Origin of the sequence: Streptomyces sannanensis (assembly GCF_039536205.1) — a bacterium.
In the GTDB taxonomy this organism is placed as follows: Bacteria; Actinomycetota; Actinomycetes; order Streptomycetales; family Streptomycetaceae; genus Streptomyces; species Streptomyces sannanensis.
Genome location: NZ_BAAAYL010000002.1, coordinates 56,563 through 74,040, shown reverse-complemented (window position 1 = coordinate 74,040; position 17,478 = coordinate 56,563). Strand labels below are relative to the sequence as shown.

General features: G+C 64.9%; 11 protein-coding genes, 3 rRNA genes and 2 pseudogenes. 9 read left to right on the top strand and 7 right to left on the bottom strand.

Annotation, left to right across the window (positions count from 1 at the left end; translation table 11 throughout):
* The first annotated feature begins 77 nt into the window (after window positions 1–77).
* Window positions 78–587, top strand: a complete 510-nt coding sequence (locus tag ABD858_RS34835; RefSeq protein ID WP_345033597.1) for a GNAT family N-acetyltransferase — start codon at window positions 78–80, stop codon at window positions 585–587.
* 110 nt (window positions 588–697) lie between these two features.
* Here the strand turns inward: ABD858_RS34835 and ABD858_RS34830 are convergent, their stop codons facing one another.
* Genes ABD858_RS34830 through ABD858_RS34820 form a run of 3 tightly spaced genes read right to left on the bottom strand, consistent with a single transcriptional unit; the run spans window position 698 to window position 4,444 of the window.
* Window positions 698–1,090, bottom strand: coding sequence for a DUF6262 family protein (locus ABD858_RS34830; RefSeq protein ID WP_345033598.1), 393 nt, complete (start codon window positions 1,088–1,090; stop codon window positions 698–700).
* Window positions 1,080–3,341 (bottom strand): tyrosine-type recombinase/integrase, encoded by a 2,262-nt coding sequence (locus tag ABD858_RS34825; protein WP_345033600.1) that lies wholly within the window; start codon window positions 3,339–3,341, stop codon window positions 1,080–1,082. The genes ABD858_RS34830 and ABD858_RS34825 overlap by 11 nt, the downstream gene beginning before the upstream one ends.
* Window positions 3,338–4,444, bottom strand: coding sequence for a site-specific integrase (locus tag ABD858_RS34820; protein ID WP_345033601.1), 1,107 nt, complete (start codon window positions 4,442–4,444; stop codon window positions 3,338–3,340). Before ABD858_RS34820 ends, ABD858_RS34825 begins: the two co-directional genes overlap by 4 nt.
* A gap of 118 nt (window positions 4,445–4,562) precedes the next feature.
* On the opposite strand from ABD858_RS34820, the gene ABD858_RS34815 reads away from it, so the two are divergent.
* The gene (locus tag ABD858_RS34815; RefSeq protein WP_425586368.1) at window positions 4,563–4,838 is read left to right on the top strand and encodes a helix-turn-helix domain-containing protein; all 276 of its coding nucleotides are present in this window, start codon (window positions 4,563–4,565) and stop codon (window positions 4,836–4,838) included.
* Window positions 4,839–4,973: 135 nt separating this feature from the next.
* Here the strand turns inward: ABD858_RS34815 and ABD858_RS34810 are convergent, their stop codons facing one another.
* Both ABD858_RS34810 and ABD858_RS34805 read right to left on the bottom strand, forming a co-directional pair.
* Entirely contained in the window at window positions 4,974–5,615 is a 642-nt protein-coding gene (locus tag ABD858_RS34810; RefSeq protein WP_345045331.1) for a hypothetical protein, read from the bottom strand.
* 146 nt (window positions 5,616–5,761) lie between these two features.
* Window positions 5,762–6,745 (bottom strand): annotated as a pseudogene (locus tag ABD858_RS34805) (IS110 family RNA-guided transposase); the annotation flags it as partial.
* Between the two features lie 37 nt (window positions 6,746–6,782).
* On the opposite strand from ABD858_RS34805, the gene ABD858_RS34800 reads away from it, so the two are divergent.
* From ABD858_RS34800 to rrf, 6 genes and pseudogenes are all read left to right on the top strand, one after another.
* Window positions 6,783–7,886: a trans-sulfuration enzyme family protein gene (locus ABD858_RS34800; RefSeq protein ID WP_345045328.1), complete on the top strand. Its 1,104-nt coding sequence runs from the start codon at window positions 6,783–6,785 to the stop codon at window positions 7,884–7,886.
* Window positions 7,887–8,016: 130 nt separating this feature from the next.
* Entirely contained in the window at window positions 8,017–8,388 is a 372-nt protein-coding gene (locus tag ABD858_RS34795; protein WP_345045326.1) for a P-loop NTPase family protein, read from the top strand.
* Window positions 8,389–8,516: 128 nt separating this feature from the next.
* A pseudogene (locus tag ABD858_RS34790) lies at window positions 8,517–8,676 on the top strand (enoyl-[acyl-carrier-protein] reductase FabV); the annotation flags it as partial.
* Between the two features lie 657 nt (window positions 8,677–9,333).
* Window positions 9,334–10,859: ribosomal RNA gene (locus tag ABD858_RS34785) — 16S ribosomal RNA — on the top strand.
* Between the two features lie 277 nt (window positions 10,860–11,136).
* Window positions 11,137–14,257 (top strand): 23S ribosomal RNA (locus tag ABD858_RS34780).
* Window positions 14,258–14,331: 74 nt separating this feature from the next.
* Window positions 14,332–14,448, top strand: a 5S ribosomal RNA gene (gene rrf / locus ABD858_RS34775).
* The 16S, 23S and 5S rRNA genes sit together here, the layout of an rRNA operon.
* 429 nt (window positions 14,449–14,877) lie before the next feature.
* Here rrf and ABD858_RS34770 read toward each other — a convergent pair.
* Together ABD858_RS34770 and ABD858_RS34765 are read right to left on the bottom strand one after the other, a co-directional pair.
* On the bottom strand, window positions 14,878–15,099 hold the full coding sequence (locus ABD858_RS34770; protein ID WP_345045444.1) for an integrase core domain-containing protein: 222 nt from the start codon (window positions 15,097–15,099) through the stop codon (window positions 14,878–14,880).
* A 182-nt stretch (window positions 15,100–15,281) separates the two neighbouring features.
* The gene (locus tag ABD858_RS34765) at window positions 15,282–16,019 is read right to left on the bottom strand and encodes a dienelactone hydrolase family protein (RefSeq protein WP_345045323.1); all 738 of its coding nucleotides are present in this window, start codon (window positions 16,017–16,019) and stop codon (window positions 15,282–15,284) included.
* A 715-nt stretch (window positions 16,020–16,734) separates the two neighbouring features.
* Here ABD858_RS34765 and ABD858_RS37055 point away from each other — a divergent pair.
* Complete coding sequence (locus ABD858_RS37055; RefSeq protein WP_425586363.1) at window positions 16,735–17,121, top strand: HNH endonuclease signature motif containing protein; 387 nt, start codon at window positions 16,735–16,737, stop codon at window positions 17,119–17,121.
* Window positions 17,122–17,478: the final 357 nt, after the last annotated feature.

Below are 17,478 nucleotides of genomic sequence, written 5' to 3'. Positions count from 1 at the left end.
GGATTCGCCTCGCTGGGAGCGTGAGCTCGCGGGGCAATACCGATACGAACCAACCATGAAACGGATCTCCATCCATCGTGAGCATTAACTGGATCACGCGTGCTGAGACCAGCGCGGACATCCCCACCATTCGCGACATCAGCCTTGCCGCGTTTGACACTCCGTTGGAGGCCGACCTCGTCGACGCCCTGCGCGCCGACCCCTCGTGGATCGAAGGACTGTCCATCGTCGCCACCGACCACGACGGCAAGCTCATCGGCCACGCGTTGCTGACCCGCTGCCACATCGACGACACCCCGGCCCTGTGCCTGGGCCCCGTCGCCGTCTGGCCCAAGTACCAGAAGACCGGCGCTGGCTCTGCGGTAATCCGCGCCTCGTTGCAGGCCGCCAAGGAGCTGGGCGAGCACTTCGTCACCGTCCTCGGACACCCGACGTACTACCCGCGGTTCGGCTTCACTCGCGCTTCCAAGTACGGCATCGGACTCAGCATCGACGTCCCGGATGAGGCCATGATGGCCCTCACCCTCGACGCCGACCACCCGCTGCCCAGCGGCACCGTCCACTACGCCGCACCGTTCGGCATCTAGTCAAAGCCCGCCGTGCCGGGGCCGCCACCGAGCCCCGGCACGGCGGTTCTCGACTGCTCCCGCACAGTCCTCCAGATCGACTGCAAACCCGCCAGATGAAGCGCAACGTCTCACGAGCGCGTAGTTGAGGCTCGCTGCTCGCCGAGCGCGTGAGCAAGTTGCCGACGCAGGCGCTGGTTATCCTCGGTGAGTTGCCGGTTCCGTTCCAGGGCGGCCTCCAGGCGAGCGTGAAGCGAGGCGTCGGAGGAGCGCTGGGCGGCGGGAATCGGTGGTGAGGGAGAACGTCCGATGGCGTCACGGAGCCGTTCGATCTCGGCGCGGATGTCGGGCTGGGAGTACAGCCACGAACGTGAGACGCCCGCGCGACGGGCGACACCCTCGAAGGACACCGGGGCTCCGGTGCGGTCGAGTTCGCGCAGTGCCTGGATGGCCTTGGACCGCGTCAGTTCGTGCCGCTTGCGGGCGGCGGTGACGAGCGGTGCAGCGCTGGTCTCAGGAGGCATCAGCGTCCGCCTCACCGGTGCCTGGCTGCCCGTCGTCTTCAAGCGTTGTGATGATCTTCTCCAGGTTGTCGGCGACCTGCCTGTTCATCTCCACGAGCCGCTTCTGCCCACGGGCTTCGGCAGCGGAGATGATCTGCAGGGTCTGCTGGCGCTGTTCACGGTGCTGGGGCAGGAACTCGGCGGTCGTGATGAACATCGGGCAGGTCAGACACGAGTTGGCGTGCGGGCAGGACTGCACCATCGGTAGTCCGCAGTAGCCGTTGGGCAGGGCCTGCGTAGCCCGGGAGAGTCTCTGTTTGGCCCAGGCCGCCTCCGCGAGAGGGCCGGCTGGGTCCAGGGCAACGGTCTCGCCTTGGGCGTTGACCTTGCGAGCCTTCTCCCAGTGCCGACGGACGGTGTTGTCCGACAGCCGCGCGTAGTGGGCGGTCATCTGGGCCGAGGTGTGATCAAGGATCTGACGGACGACCTCCTGCGGTACGTCCTTGTTGATCAGCCTGGTGCCCAGGGTATGCCGGAACTGATGCGGGGTGATGTGTGCTGGTCGACCCAACTCGTCGCGGGTTGCGCAGCGTTGGAGCCATTCGGCCAGCGAGATCCGGTAGCCGGAGGTGCTGATCGGTCTGTCACCGCGGAGGTTCGCGTCGGCGCGGGGGAAGAGGACCGACACCCCCTCGGGCCGCTCTTCCAGGATTCGGCGCTGGTGGTCACGGAGCTGTTGTTCGAGTTCTTCGTCGATGGGGACCAGTGCCTCGCGCTTCATCTTGTGGTTGAAGTAGCGCAGGTAGGGGGCGCCTTCGGCATCATGGACGACGGGGTCGAGCGGCAGGTTGATGGCGTCGGTGATGCGCAACCCACAACGCATGAGGACGAGCGTGATCAGCCGTCGTGCGGGGTCCTGCCAGCGGGCGAGGTTGGCGGGGTCTTCCAGCTGGGCCATGACATGCTCGGCCACGGATCGGGGCAGCAGGGGCGGCGGCGTGGGGTAGTCCTCGGGGACGAAGGCCGCATTGCCCGGCAGTGCCTCGTCCCAGCGGTGCACGCGGATCGTGCGCAGGAAGGTGTTCAGGTTGCTGATGTGCGCGTTGTGTGTGCTGCGGCCGCCCATCGCAGCATGGAGATCTGCCAGGTAGCGTTCGAGCAGGGCGCGGTCGACTTGGGCGAGTCCGGTCACCTCTGCCGGGAGGAACGCGGAGAACCGGGCGACCATGCGCACTCCCGCGCGTACGGTGCTGGCGCTGATGCCGCCGGACAGCCGCCAGCGTGCCCAGCGCTTGGCCAGATCCCGCAGCCAGGGCTGGGTGATCTCCTCGAAGGTGATCGTCGATGTGTGCGAGTGGACGATGCCGAGATTGCGCAGCCGCCAGACGGGGCGGGGGTATTCCGCCTCCCAGCCGCGACCGTATACCAGTTCCTCGATGCGTCGGCGGGCGCCAAGAAGGAAAGTGCCCCAGCCCGTGGCCCAGTTGCCGGTCGGACCGCGGAAGGTCTTCCAGAACTCTTCCGGCTCGTCGAGAAGAGACCGGACCTGGGCGTCGGCGAGGGCGTTGACGAGGCGCTGGGCCCATGCGGGCCTGATCTTCTTGGTGGCTTCGTCATGGCGGCACTGCAGCGCGTACTGCATCTCCAGGCGTAGCTGCATGGGCAGTCTGCGCAGGTCGATGTGCTCGGACCCGCCGGGTCCGCTCTCCTCGTAGGAGGCGGTGAAGTCCTCGATGTCGGGGCGTCCGAGCGCCTTCCAGCGGCCGTCGTGTCCCGTGCAGAACACCGAGGTTCCCCTCACCCACAGGTCGCAGTAGCTGATCCGGCAGACCTCGGGCAGCGGTGACGGAACGGGCAGCGGAGCCGTGGAGGTCTGCCATGCCGTCATCGGCGGGCTCCCACACCGCTTCCACTGCCGCCAGTGGCGTTGACACATGCCGTGGCTGTGGAGTCCGTAGCGGCAGCCGTCGACCGCACAAGCGTCCAGCAGCCGGTGTCCGACCCAGCGTGCGGGCGTGGTCACAAGGAACGTCTCCAGCTCGGGCCTGCCTTCGCGGGTCCAGCGCACCGAGTGCCCCCAGCACATGCGGTTGCTGCGGGCCGGTCGGTCGCACCCCTCGACGGCGCAGGCAGGACCGCCGAAGACTGGGTGGCGGGGGTCGAAGACCAGGTCGTTTTGCCGGAACTCAGGGCGAATCGCGGACATGAGCTTCTCCAGCAGGCCCGCAGGCCGGGGAGGACGGTCCTCGTGCGGATTTGGGACGGCGTTCACAACTGCACCTCCGTGCCCCGGAACCAGCCGGCCTTCTCCAGGACGCGGCGGGCGTCCTCGACGGTCAGATGCCCGTAAACCGCCGACGTCGTGGTGACCGAGGAATGTCCGAGCAGCTTCGAGACGACCTCGATCGGGACCCCGTCACGCAGTGCCCGGGTGGCCGCGGTGTGCCGGCACCAGTGCGGGTCGAAGGCGATGCCGGTGCGGCGCCGCAGCCGGAGCACCAGGTCGTAGACGGCCGGATAGGACAGGGCCTGTCCGCGCGGCTCAGCGAAGAGGTTCACGAACACGTAGTCGCTGTCGAGATCTCCGTACTCGGCGTGCAGGTAGTCGCTCCACAGCCGCAGCAGCTCGGCGCTGACCGGGATGGATCTCTGCTCGCGCGACTTCGACCTGGCCCGGTTGGCGTTGTTCCGGGGAACGACCGTGACTTCCCGCTCGGCTGCGGCGATGTCGGCATGCCGCAGGCCGAGGGCCTCGCCGATCCGCATCCCGGTCTCATGGAGCAGAGCGAACAGGAAGCGGTCACGCAGGTGATCGCAGGCGTCCAGGATGGCCTGCATCTCCGCCGTCGTAAGCACGCGCGGCAGCTTCTTCGGGACCTTCAGCGAGATCGTTCGCCGAGGCTGGGGCCGGCCGGGGCTGATGTGGTGCAGGAACGGCTTCCAGCCGCCCCGGCGTCCGGGCGGCTGCAGGGTCGTCAGCAGATCACCGACATCGACACCGTGTCGCAACTGGTGGGCGTAGAACGCGGACAGTGCCGACAGCTTGCGGTTGACCGTGGACGCGCTGACGTGCGGCTCCACCGAGGGCAGCACCGCGATCTGCCCCTTGCGGCCCGACGGCGGCAGCTGCAGCCAGACGACGTACTCACCCAGGTCCTCCAGGCGGACCTCACGCCAGTCCAGTCCCCGGTGGGCCAGGAACGTCCAGTAGTCCTTGAGGTCGTAGGCGTACGCCCTGACGGTGTTGGGCGATCTGTCGACGTCCGTCAGATAGGCCAGGTAGCGCTCGATCGGCTCCACGGGAACGTCGTCGTCCCCCAGCACCGTCCACGAGTCCACCCGCACCGTCGGCAACACGACACGCTGTACGAGCATGGCGCCTCCCCTTCATCAACGTCATGGATGAAGCGGGAGATAACCACGTCACAACCACAGATCACACGGCTTCCGGCAGCCTTGCTGAACATCGAGGACAGGCGCCGGAAGGCTTGAGATAATCGCGGAGTTCATCCGCGAACTCATCGTCATCGGCACCAACGAGGGCCTGGCCGCCGCCCGCGCCCGCGGCCGGGTCGGCGGGCGCCCCACCGTCGCCACCGAGGAAGTCATCAAGGCCGCCCGCGACCTGCTGCCCGACCCTGGCCGCTCCATCACCTCGATCGCCAAGCTCCTCGGCGTCTCCCCAGGCACCCTCTACAACTACATCCCCGACCTGCGCGAACTGCGCGTCGGCACCGTCCACCGGCAGCTCGAAGCCCGTACGAGGTAGGCGGACCCCAGCAAGATCGTTCTCACCGGGATTTCCTGTACCTCAACTACTCACACCCGTGAGCGCGCTCCTCTGTCCGCCCTGCTCGGCGACCAGGCCCCGTAGGCCCACGGCGGGCCCTGCCCGCTCCCCGGTTCAGTCCTCGCGGTCCTGGCGGCCGCCGCCCCGGCGGTCCCAGGCCACGCAGGCCGCGACGAAGACGGCCACGGCGATCTCGCCGTGCTGGATTGTCTCGTCCAGGACGGCGTTCGCAGTGTCGGAGGTGACGGACACATACATCAGCGCCGACCACATCAGGGCGGCGATGTAAAAGGCGAACATGTACTTCTGCACGGTCGGGGGTACGGGGCCGGGCGCAGTCGCGGCGAACCGGTCAGCCTGCTCCTCCAGCTCGGCGAGCATCTCCTCGGGCACGTCCCGCTCCTGGCCGTCCTCGACGGCGATGCGGGCGTCGTCCAGGACGCCGGCGAGGGATTCCAGCATGCGGTCGGGGATCTGCTGCCAGGGGGCGTGGTCGCGCAGCAGGTCGTCCAACCAGGACAGGTCGAGGCGCAGCGGCGGCAGGTCCGCCAACGCGAGGCGCACGGGTTCCACGGCCTGCGTTAGTGCTCGCTCCAGGCCGGAGGTGAGGGGCGTGAGGTCGATTTGATGCCGGGCCACCTCGGCGAGAGTTTCACGGACATGGCGCAGGTGCTCGTCCATGGCCGGCAGCTCGATTCCCTCCAGCAGCTCGCCGATGGTGAGTTGCCCCGGGGTGGGCTGTGATTCCGTAGTCATCTGGTCAGCCTGTCACAGGGCACTGACACCGCCCGAGGGGTTGCAAACCACACCTGACGCGTAAATAGCAGCAGGTCAGGGTGTGTGTGAGCAGGGCTGGGTGCCCGGTGGTCGCGGATGACCGCCGGGGCATTCGGGGCTGCCGGTCAGGCTGCGGTCTCCCTCGGGTTGAGGGTGACGGTGTAGCCGAGCTGGTTGAGCTGGGTGATCGCCCGGCGGGTGGCGCGTTCGGGGTCGCGGCGGGTGAAGTAGTCTCCGCCGAGCTCCTGGTAGGCGACGTTGTCGGTGAGCATGTGCCAGATCGCGGTGATGATCGAGTGCTCGACGGCGACGAGGGCTCTGAGTGGTCCGCGGCGTGCGGTCAGCCGCTTGTAACGGGCAGCGAGGTAGGTGTTCTTGGTTCTCACCGCGCCGAACGCGGCCAGCCCCAGGGCACCTTTGAGGTAGGGATTGCCTGGGCGGACCTTGGTGTTCTTGCTGCGGCCGGCGGACTCGTGGTGTCCGGGGCAGACCCCGGCCCAGGACGCGAGATGCTTGGCCGAGGCGAACCGGCTCATGTCACCGCCGGTCTCCGCGACGATCACCTCGGCGACAGCCTGGTTGATCCCCGGGATGGTGTCGAGCAGGTCCAGGACAGGCCGAAAGGGTGCCATCGCCTCCTCGATCCGACCGTCCAGCTGCCGGATGATGCCGCTGAGCTGGTCGTACTGATCCAGATACAGGCGGGCCAGGAAGGCGTGATGCTCACGGAAGCGGCCGGTCAGGGCCTCGGTGAGCTCGGGAATCCTATTGCGCAGGCGGCGCTTGGCCATCTCCGCGAGAACCTGCGGGTCGCGTTCCCCGTCGATGAGTGCCTCCAGCATGGCCCGGCCGGAGACACCCATGATGTCGGAGGCGACCGCGGCGAGCTTGATCCCGGTGTCCTCCAGCAGCTTCTCCAGCCGCTGGACGATCTGCCCGCGCTCCCGGGTCACCTGGGTGCGCGTCCGCGTGAGATCGCGCAGCTCCCGCACCGGCTGCTCAGGGACGAACGAGGCCCTCACCAGGCCGTGGGCGCCGAGCTGGGCCAGCCAGGCCGCGTCCGACACATCGGTCTTGCGGCCGGGCAGGTTCTTGACCTGCCTGGCCGATCCGGAAGAACTGAGCGTCGCGCCCCCCATCCATCAGGTGGTGAACTATTCGGCCCCCACGGCAGAGGACTTCGACGCACTCAACGAGCAGTCCCAGCCCCGGCACTACTACCGGCGCTACGGCAACCCGACGCAGGCCCGGCTGGAGCGTGTTGTCGCGGCCGCCGAGGGCGCCGAGGCGGCACTGGCCACGGCATCCGGTATGGGGGCGGTCACGACGATCGTGGTCGCCCTGCTCTCCCAGGGCGACCATGTCGTCGCCCAGCACAGCATGTACGGCGGCACGCTGAGTCTGCTGCGGGACGTCGCGCCACGCTTCGGTGTGGGGGTGACCTTCGTGGACCAGACCGACACCGACGCCTTCGCCCGGGCCCTCACGCCGGACACCAAGCTGATCATGCTGGAGACGCCCAGCAATCCGCTGCTCCAACTGACCGATGTGAAAGCGGTCACCGCGCTGGCCCGTGCCCGGGGCATCCTCACCTTCGCCGACAACACCGTTGCGACCCCCTTCAATCAAAGGCCGCTGGAGGAGGGCGTGGACCTCGTCATGCACAGCGTCACCAAAGCCATTTCCGGGCATGCGGACGTGCAAGCCGGAATGGTCCTCGGCAGCAGTGAGCTGATTGAACGGCTCTGGAGAGCACACACCATGGTGGGCTCGGTCATCAGCCCGTTCGACGCCTGGCTCGCACTGCGCGGGCTTCGGACACTGTCGTTGCGGGCGGAGCGGCAGAACCAGTGCGCGCAGGCCGTGGCCGAGTATCTGGCCGGTCATCCTGCGGTACGAGTGGTGAACTACCCCGGGCTCCCCGGCCACCCCCAGCATGACCTCGTGAAGCGGCAGATGCGGGGCTTCGGCGGACTGCTGAGCTTCGAACTTCGTGGGGGACAGGCGGCGGCCGAGCAGCTCATCTCGGCGCTGCGCCTTCCGGTGCGTTCCCCCAGCCTGGGCGGCACCCGCTCGACGCTGGTGCGGCCCGCCGCGATGTGGTCGAACGAACTGACCGAGGAAGAACTCGCCGAGGCCAACGTCCCCGGCGGCCTGATCCGCTTCGCCGTCGGCCTTGAGCACGAAGCAGACCTGATCGCCGATCTCAGTCAGGGACTTGCCGCGCTGGCCTCGGAGAATGCCGTATGACGGCGGATGTACGGCCGATGCTCCCTGGCGCGCGATGGTGCGGTGGGGCCGGGCGAGGGCGAGCGTGGTGGCGTGGGCGAGCAGCGCGAGGCGTGCACACCACGGCCGCCACTGAGGTGCCCGGCACCCGGTGTCGGTCAGCACGCGGCCGACATGGGCGAGGCATTCCTCGATGACCTCCAGCGGCGAGTGGGAGAAGACGCACGGGTGGCCGGGGCGGGGCACGCGCTGCGTCCACCAGGGCGGTCAGCTCGCCGTTGAGCATGGCGACGCGTTCCCGCATCCCGACCAGGCCGTGCCCGCCCGCCCGGCACGCGCAATGCTGCGCGAACGGCACATCATCCTCATCAGCGACGCAGAGACCTGCCCCGCCCGGAACGCCCGCGACCGCGCCAAACAACGCGTCCTGCACGAACACTTCGCCAAACGCTCCACCACGATTCAACGCGGCCGCAGCATCACCCTCTATGAACGAATCGACCGCCCGCATCAACGGGCATGAGGCAGGAGATCACGGATCGCTACGAACGCGAGCTCCGGGAATGTCATGAGGAACGCGCCGCAGCGGCACGGGCACCGATCCAGGGTGACCGGGTGAAGATCGCGCAACTCCACTTGCAGTACTCGACGTTGCCGCCAGAGGGCTTCGCCACCGCCGCCCCGTCCTACATCGGCTCGCCGCTCCCCGCTCACCGCGGCGATCTACCGGCAGGGCACCATCGGCGCCGCAAAGTCCCATCTGGAAGCCACCGCAAGCACGTTGGACGAGCGCCTCGACATGCAGTACGGCGACGGTGGCGGAATGGATTGCGCGAAGTTGACCCGAGCTCGCCGGACGCGTAGTGTCCTCCGAGTTGCCACGGGGCCGGAACGGTTCTGAGGCAGCCGATCCGCCGCAGATTTGCGGCAACCCACCTCTGCACGGTCTCCCATCCGGGACGATTTCGGCATGCCTGAATTCGCTTCGAACGCTCGATTATGAGTTGACCGGGAAAATCCGCTAGAGTTTGGGTGTCGGAATGGCCGAAAAGCCGGGAGGACAAACCCCTCTGACGGGGAATCAGACGCCGAAAGGATCTGATAGAGTCAGAACCGCCGGAAAGGGAAACGCGAAAGCGAAGAACAGACCGGAAACCCGCTCCAGCGGGTGGCGGAAACGGAAATCGGATCTGCTAGGCTGGAAACATCGAAGGGAATCGCCCGGAGGAAAGCCCGAGAGGGTGAGTACGAAGGAGGCGTCCGTTCCTTGAGAACTCAACAGCGTGCCAAAAATCAACGCCAGATTAGTTGATACCCCGTCTCCATCACGGAGATGAGGTTCCTTTGAAAAGTCCTACTTGCCCTTGTGGTGGGTAGGCGAAAACACAGCGAGGACGCTGTGAACGGTCGGATCATTCCTCCGACTGTTCCGCTCAACGCGAGTGTCACTCCCGATTACGGGAAAACATTCACGGAGAGTTTGATCCTGGCTCAGGACGAACGCTGGCGGCGTGCTTAACACATGCAAGTCGAACGATGAAGCCCTTCGGGGTGGATTAGTGGCGAACGGGTGAGTAACACGTGGGCAATCTGCCCTTCACTCTGGGACAAGCCCTGGAAACGGGGTCTAATACCGGATATCACTTTCTCTCGCATGGGAGAGGGTTGAAAGCTCCGGCGGTGAAGGATGAGCCCGCGGCCTATCAGCTTGTTGGTGGGGTAATGGCCTACCAAGGCGACGACGGGTAGCCGGCCTGAGAGGGCGACCGGCCACACTGGGACTGAGACACGGCCCAGACTCCTACGGGAGGCAGCAGTGGGGAATATTGCACAATGGGCGAAAGCCTGATGCAGCGACGCCGCGTGAGGGATGACGGCCTTCGGGTTGTAAACCTCTTTCAGCAGGGAAGAAGCGAAAGTGACGGTACCTGCAGAAGAAGCGCCGGCTAACTACGTGCCAGCAGCCGCGGTAATACGTAGGGCGCAAGCGTTGTCCGGAATTATTGGGCGTAAAGAGCTCGTAGGCGGCCTGTCACGTCGGATGTGAAAGCCCGGGGCTTAACCCCGGGTCTGCATTCGATACGGGCAGGCTAGAGTGTGGTAGGGGAGATCGGAATTCCTGGTGTAGCGGTGAAATGCGCAGATATCAGGAGGAACACCGGTGGCGAAGGCGGATCTCTGGGCCATTACTGACGCTGAGGAGCGAAAGCGTGGGGAGCGAACAGGATTAGATACCCTGGTAGTCCACGCCGTAAACGTTGGGAACTAGGTGTTGGTGACATTCCACGTCGTCGGTGCCGCAGCTAACGCATTAAGTTCCCCGCCTGGGGAGTACGGCCGCAAGGCTAAAACTCAAAGGAATTGACGGGGGCCCGCACAAGCAGCGGAGCATGTGGCTTAATTCGACGCAACGCGAAGAACCTTACCAAGGCTTGACATATACCGGAAACGGCCAGAGATGGTCGCCCCCTTGTGGTCGGTATACAGGTGGTGCATGGCTGTCGTCAGCTCGTGTCGTGAGATGTTGGGTTAAGTCCCGCAACGAGCGCAACCCTTGTTCTGTGTTGCCAGCATGCCCTTCGGGGTGATGGGGACTCACAGGAGACTGCCGGGGTCAACTCGGAGGAAGGTGGGGACGACGTCAAGTCATCATGCCCCTTATGTCTTGGGCTGCACACGTGCTACAATGGCCGGTACAATGAGCTGCGATGCCGCGAGGCGGAGCGAATCTCAAAAAGCCGGTCTCAGTTCGGATTGGGGTCTGCAACTCGACCCCATGAAGTCGGAGTTGCTAGTAATCGCAGATCAGCATTGCTGCGGTGAATACGTTCCCGGGCCTTGTACACACCGCCCGTCACGTCACGAAAGTCGGTAACACCCGAAGCCGGTGGCCCAACCCCTTGTGGGAGGGAGCTGTCGAAGGTGGGACCAGCGATTGGGACGAAGTCGTAACAAGGTAGCCGTACCGGAAGGTGCGGCTGGATCACCTCCTTTCTAAGGAGCACATAGCCGACTGCGAGCAAATGTCTCGCACGGTTGCTCATGGGTGGAACGTTGATTATTCGGCACGATCGGGATGAGGACTGCTAGTACTGCTTCGGCGTGGAACGCAGCATCTGAGACCGGACGTGTCGGGCACGCTGTTGGGTCCTGAGGGAGCGAGCGATGCTCGTCCTTCAGACGCCGGCCCCAGTGAACTCGTCAGTCAGCTGGCGGGGTGATGGGTGGCTGGTCGTTGCTTGAGAACTACACAGTGGACGCGAGCATCTGTGGCCAAGTTTTTAAGGGCGCACGGTGGATGCCTTGGCACCAGGAACCGATGAAGGACGTGGGAGGCCACGATAGGCCCCGGGGAGCTGTCAACCGAGCTTTGATCCGGGGGTGTCCGAATGGGGAAACCCGGCAGTCGTCATGGGCTGTCACCCGCTGCTGAACACATAGGCAGTGTGGAGGGAACGCGGGGAAGTGAAACATCTCAGTACCCGCAGGAAGAGAAAACAACCGTGATTCCGGGAGTAGTGGCGAGCGAAACCGGATGAGGCCAAACCGTATGCGTGTGAGACCCGGCAGGGGTTGCGCATGCGGGGTTGTGGGAGTTCTCTTGACCGGTCTGCCGGCCGGTCGGCGAGTCAGAAACCGTATGGATAGGCGAAGGACATGCGAAAGGTCCGGCGTAGAGGGTAAGACCCCCGTAGCTGAAATCTGTACGGCTCGCTTGAGAACCACCCAAGTAGCACGGGGCCCGAGAAATCCCGTGTGAATCTGGCGGGACCACCCGTTAAGCCTAAATATTCCCTGGTGACCGATAGCGGATAGTACCGTGAGGGAATGGTGAAAAGTACCGCGGGAGCGGAGTGAAATAGTACCTGAAACCGTGTGCCTACAAGCCGTGGGAGCGTCGGACGTACTTGTACGTCTCGTGACTGCGTGCCTTTTGAAGAATGAGCCTGCGAGTTAGCGGTGTGTAGCGAGGTTAACCCGTGTGGGGAAGCCGTAGCGAAAGCGAGTCCGAACAGGGCGATCGAGTTGCACGCTCTAGACCCGAAGCGGAGTGATCTAGCCATGGGCAGGTTGAAGCGGAGGTAAGACTTCGTGGAGGACCGAACCCACCAGGGTTGAAAACCTGGGGGATGACCTGTGGTTAGGGGTGAAAGGCCAATCAAACTCCGTGATAGCTGGTTCTCCCCGAAATGCATTTAGGTGCAGCGTCGTGTGTTTCTTGCCGGAGGTAGAGCACTGGATAGGCGATGGGCCCTACCGGGTTACTGACCTTAGCCAAACTCCGAATGCCGGTAAGTGAGAGCACGGCAGTGAGACTGTGGGGGATAAGCTCCATGGTCGAGAGGGAAACAGCCCAGAGCATCGACTAAGGCCCCTAAGCGTACGCTAAGTGGGAAAGGATGTGGAGTCGCAGAGACAACCAGGAGGTTGGCTTAGAAGCAGCCACCCTTGAAAGAGTGCGTAATAGCTCACTGGTCAAGTGATTCCGCGCCGACAATGTAGCGGGGCTCAAGCGTACCGCCGAAGTCGTGTCATTGCAGCATAAAGCCCCAACGGGTGCTGTGATGGGTAGGGGAGCGTCGTGTGCCGGGTGAAGCAGCCGCGGAAGCGAGTTGTGGACGGTTCACGAGTGAGAATGCAGGCATGAGTAGCGATACACACGTGAGAAACGTGTGCGCCGATTGACTAAGGGTTCCTGGGTCAAGCTGATCTGCCCAGGGTAAGTCGGGACCTAAGGCGAGGCCGACAGGCGTAGTCGATGGACAACCGGTTGATATTCCGGTACCCGCTTTGAAGCGCCAGCGCTGAACCCAGCGATGCTAAGCCCGTGAAGCCGCCTGCCTTCGTCTTTGACGCAGGTGGGAGTGGTGGAGCCGGTGACCCAGACTGGTAGTAGGTGAGCGATGGGGTGACGCAGGAAGGTAGTCCAGCCCGGGCGGTGGTTGTCCCGGGGTAAGGGTGTAGGCCGTGTGGTAGGCAAATCCGTCACACATACAAGGCTGAGACCTGATGCCGAGCCGATTGTGGTGAAGTGGATGATCCTATGCTGTCGAGAAAAGCCTCTAGCGAGTTTCATGGCGGCCCGTACCCTAAACCGACTCAGGTGGTCAGGTAGAGAATACCGAGGCGTTCGGGTGAACTATGGTTAAGGAACTCGGCAAAATGCCCCCGTAACTTCGGGAGAAGGGGGGCCACGCCTGGTGAAGGAACTTGCTTCCTGAGCTGGGGGTGGCCGCAGAGACCAGCGAGAAGCGACTGTTTACTAAAAACACAGGTCCGTGCGAAGCCGTAAGGCGATGTATACGGACTGACGCCTGCCCGGTGCTGGAACGTTAAGGGGACCGGTTAGCTCACCTTCGGGTGGGCGAAGCTGAGAACTTAAGCGCCAGTAAACGGCGGTGGTAACTATAACCATCCTAAGGTAGCGAAATTCCTTGTCGGGTAAGTTCCGACCTGCACGAATGGCGTAACGACTTCTCGACTGTCTCAACCATAGGCCCGGTGAAATTGCACTACGAGTAAAGATGCTCGTTTCGCGCAGCAGGACGGAAAGACCCCGGGACCTTTACTACAGTTTGATATTGGTGTTCGGTTCGGCTTGTGTAGGATAGGTGGGAGACTTTGAAGCAGCCACGCCAGTGGTTGTGGAGTCGCCGTTGAAATACCACTCTGGTCGTGCTGGATGTCTAACCTCGGTCCGTGATCCGGATCAGGGACAGTGTCTGATGGGTAGTTTAACTGGGGCGGTTGCCTCCTAAAGAGTAACGGAGGCGCCCAAAGGTTCCCTCAGCCTGGTTGGCAATCAGGTGTTGAGTGTAAGTGCACAAGGGAGCTTGACTGTGAGACCGACGGGTCGAGCAGGGACGAAAGTCGGGACTAGTGATCCGGCGGTGGCTTGTGGAAGCGCCGTCGCTCAACGGATAAAAGGTACCCCGGGGATAACAGGCTGATCTTCCCCAAGAGTCCATATCGACGGGATGGTTTGGCACCTCGATGTCGGCTCGTCGCATCCTGGGGCTGGAGTCGGTCCCAAGGGTTGGGCTGTTCGCCCATTAAAGCGGTACGCGAGCTGGGTTTAGAACGTCGTGAGACAGTTCGGTCCCTATCCGCTGTGCGCGTAGGAATATTGAGAAGGGCTGTCCCTAGTACGAGAGGACCGGGACGGACGAACCTCTGGTGTGCCAGTTGTCCTGCCAAGGGCATGGCTGGTTGGCTACGTTCGGGAGGGATAACCGCTGAAAGCATCTAAGCGGGAAGCCTGCTTCAAGATGAGTATTCCCACCTCCTTGAGAGGGTAAGGCTCCCAGTAGACGACTGGGTTGATAGGCCAGATGTGGAAGCCCGGCAACGGGTGGAGCTGACTGGTACTAATAGGCCGAGGGCTTGTCCTCAGTTGCTCGCGTCCACTGTGTTTGTTCTGAAGTAACGAACTCGCCTTGCCGGCTGGAGTTCAACTTCATAGTGTTTCGGTGGTCATAGCATTAGGGAAACGCCCGGTTACATTCCGAACCCGGAAGCTAAGCCTTTCAGCGCCGATGGTACTGCAGGGGGGACCCTGTGGGAGAGTAGGACGCCGCCGAACAATTATTCCAGGGAAGCCCCGGACCGTATGGTCCGGGGCTTCCCTGCGTTTTAGGATGCGGAATTCCCTGCCATACCTTTTGCCGAGTCAGCGTCCACAATGCCCCGGCCGCCCAGAGTGCCAGCGCCGGGCGAGGCGGTGATGACGGAGAAGGCCCAGAGGCAGGACTTCGGCGTAGTCGCAGAGTGTCTGGTTCGTGATGGTCTGCCAGCTCAGCGGTGGCCTGGGAACGTGACAGGCACGGGCTCCCAAGATCATGGAGTCCTACCTTTCAAGCGTGGGTTTCCGCTGGTCATTCGTAAGATCGGTGGGCCCAGGGGCTCCAGGTATGGCTTTCATGGAGGAGCCGATCGGATGGCTCAGAGAACATGGCCGCCCGGAGCCCCGCGACGACTCGACCTGTGGGGCTCGAATAGTCATCGCTGCAGCTCAAGCCGCGTATCGGTACTCGTTGATGACCCTGCCGAGGACGCGGGTGCGCAGGGGCCTGCGGGGCACGCGATCGTGCAACACCGCTGGCTGTCCCGGGGCTTCGGGTGGTCGTTGGTCTCGTGATCGGTGTGGCCGGTGGCAGTTGTAGTGCTCCTGATAATCGGCGAGGACCTGTCGGGCGTGGGCCTCCAACCGCCAGAGCTGGCCCTCGAAGTCCATCGCGCACAGCCCTTGCCGCCCGTTGCCGTCATCTTCCGTCCGCCAGCATGGCAGCAGGCTCTGGCAGTCGACGCGGGGAACGATCTTCGACACCAGGGGGACGATCTTCAGGGCCTCTTGTCAGCGCAGCTCATCAGCACTCGTGAACACCCGCAGGCCTGGCGCCAGGCTGTTTGCCTGGGTCATGCCCGCAGATCCTCCGTCACGGGCAGGCACTCGGCGAGCAGGTCGACGACGTCGCGCCAGGCTCGCTGCGCGTGCTGTGGGTGGTAGCCGACGCCGGGGACCGTGGGGTGGTCGACCGGCGGGTGGTGGAAGGCGTGCAAGGCGCCGCCGTAGACCGCGAGGCGCCAGTCGACGCCCGCGGCCTGCATCTCGGCGGTGAACGCGTTCCGTTGCGCGGGCGGCATGATCGGGTCTTCCGACCCGACCCCGGCCCACACCGGGCAGCGAATGCGCGCTGCCTCGCCCGGTCGGCCCGTGGTCAGTGCGTTGACTGTCCCGATCGCGCGCAGGTTGACGCCGTCGCGCCCGAGTTCCAGCCCGATGGCGCCCCCGGTGCCGTAGCCGACGGCGGCGATCCGGTCGGGGTCGGTCCGCGGTTCGGTGCGCAACACGTCGAGCGCCGCATGGCCGATGCCCCGCATCCGGTCGGGATCAGCGAGCAGTGGCAGGCAACGGGCCAACATCTCCTCGGGGTCGCCCAAATAGCGCCCGCCGTGAAGGTCGAAGGCCAGCGCCACGTATCCCAGCTCGGCGAGAGCATCGGCCCGGCGGCGCTCGACGTCGCTGAGCCCCATGCCCTCTGGCCCGAGCAGCACCGCGGGCCGGCGGTCGATACCGACCGGGAGTGCGAGGTGCCCGATCATCGTCAAACCGTCCGCCGGGTACTCGACCGTACGCGTCGTAATCGCCGTCATGAGACTGGACTGTAGTGATCGTCGAGCCCGGCCCGGCCGGTGTTCTGCCGCTGGCAGAACAGCGCGCGTGTCCCTCTGAAATGCGGGGGCCGAGCCCTCAGGGCTTCAAGATCATCTCGTTGCCCCTTTGGCGCGCGCCTCGGGCACACCCCAACCCGTCGGCTACTCCGCCAGCGGGCGCCACGTCCCCCTCCGGTTCCCCGCGATTCCACCCCGAGAATCCGCGAACCCGTCGGCTTGACAGAGGGAGGGGGAGAAGTGCGGGGGAGTGACGGAGTGGAGCGACAGGACCTGCCCACCTGGCTGAGGGGACGACAAGCGCCGCGTCCGGCCTCCGATGACGACCGTCCAGCGGGTGTTCTCAGACGGTTCGGCGTGGGCTATAAGCTGGCCGTGCAAACGCACGTCGGCCTGGGGAAGACCATCGCAGCAGGACTGACCCTCGCGGCCTTGACGACCGGAGAACGTCAACGTCACGTCTACCGCTTGCCGGTCACCGGGCAGAATCGAGCGTGGGAGCGGTTGCGGCTGTTCGGGGTGGAATCGGCCCGCTCTACGGCCCCCCAATCAGGTGCGGCGCGCGCCGAGGTCCCCCTGAGCCCGCAGCCGTTCGCTCGCCGCAGGGTCCGCGCACGGACGGTGCCGCGGCAGGAGCGATACCGCGAACTGCGACGCCGGGTGTAGGAGCGGGAGGCGGACGGACGCCACCAGGAGCATGCCGCCACCGCTGGCCTTCGCCGGGTGCGTGTGCCTTCTGCGTGCGCTTCCCTACAGGGCGACGGCGGGCGGCTACCTGCTGGAGGTCGATCACATCGACGACCATGCCCTGGGAGGTCGCGATCACCCGAGTGCCATGATCGCTCTGTGTCCCAACTGCCACGCCAACAAGACGCGTGGAACCAACCGTACCGCGCTGCGAGAACGCCTAAGGGCTGTGGCGAGGGAGTTGGACGCCGCTCAGGACAGGGGCGCTGCCCGGGACGGGGGCGCGGTGCCACTCCGGAGTAAGGCGGTCCTGGAGCAGTGCGCCGCTCTCCTTGCGTCTTTGGATGACGCCGACCGCGACCGGGCCCTTGCCTATCTCACTGACCGCTTCGGGTAGACCCACTGGGAGCCTGAGGGCGGCCCGGCGTGTGCCGCCCCTACCCCCGGCTCACCACCGCAGCCGAACTCCGGGGGCCTGCCCGCCGCTTGGGTGCCCTGTCCGCTTCGGTTCCCCCGGCCGCCGGTCACGTCACCGACGCATGCCGCGCTTCGCAATGCCCTTCCACAGCGCAGCCCGGCTCCCGGCCGTCGTGACGGACCGAGCAGGCTCCGGCCGGTCTGATCGGCCGGGGCCGGCCGGGGGTCAGTCTGTTCGGACGCAGGCTCCGTAGCGGTCCGTCTGCCGCAGCACCTTCGCGTCCCGGGCGGTTGACGGCCATGCCTGGAAGAGGTACCACTCGGTAACATCGGCGGG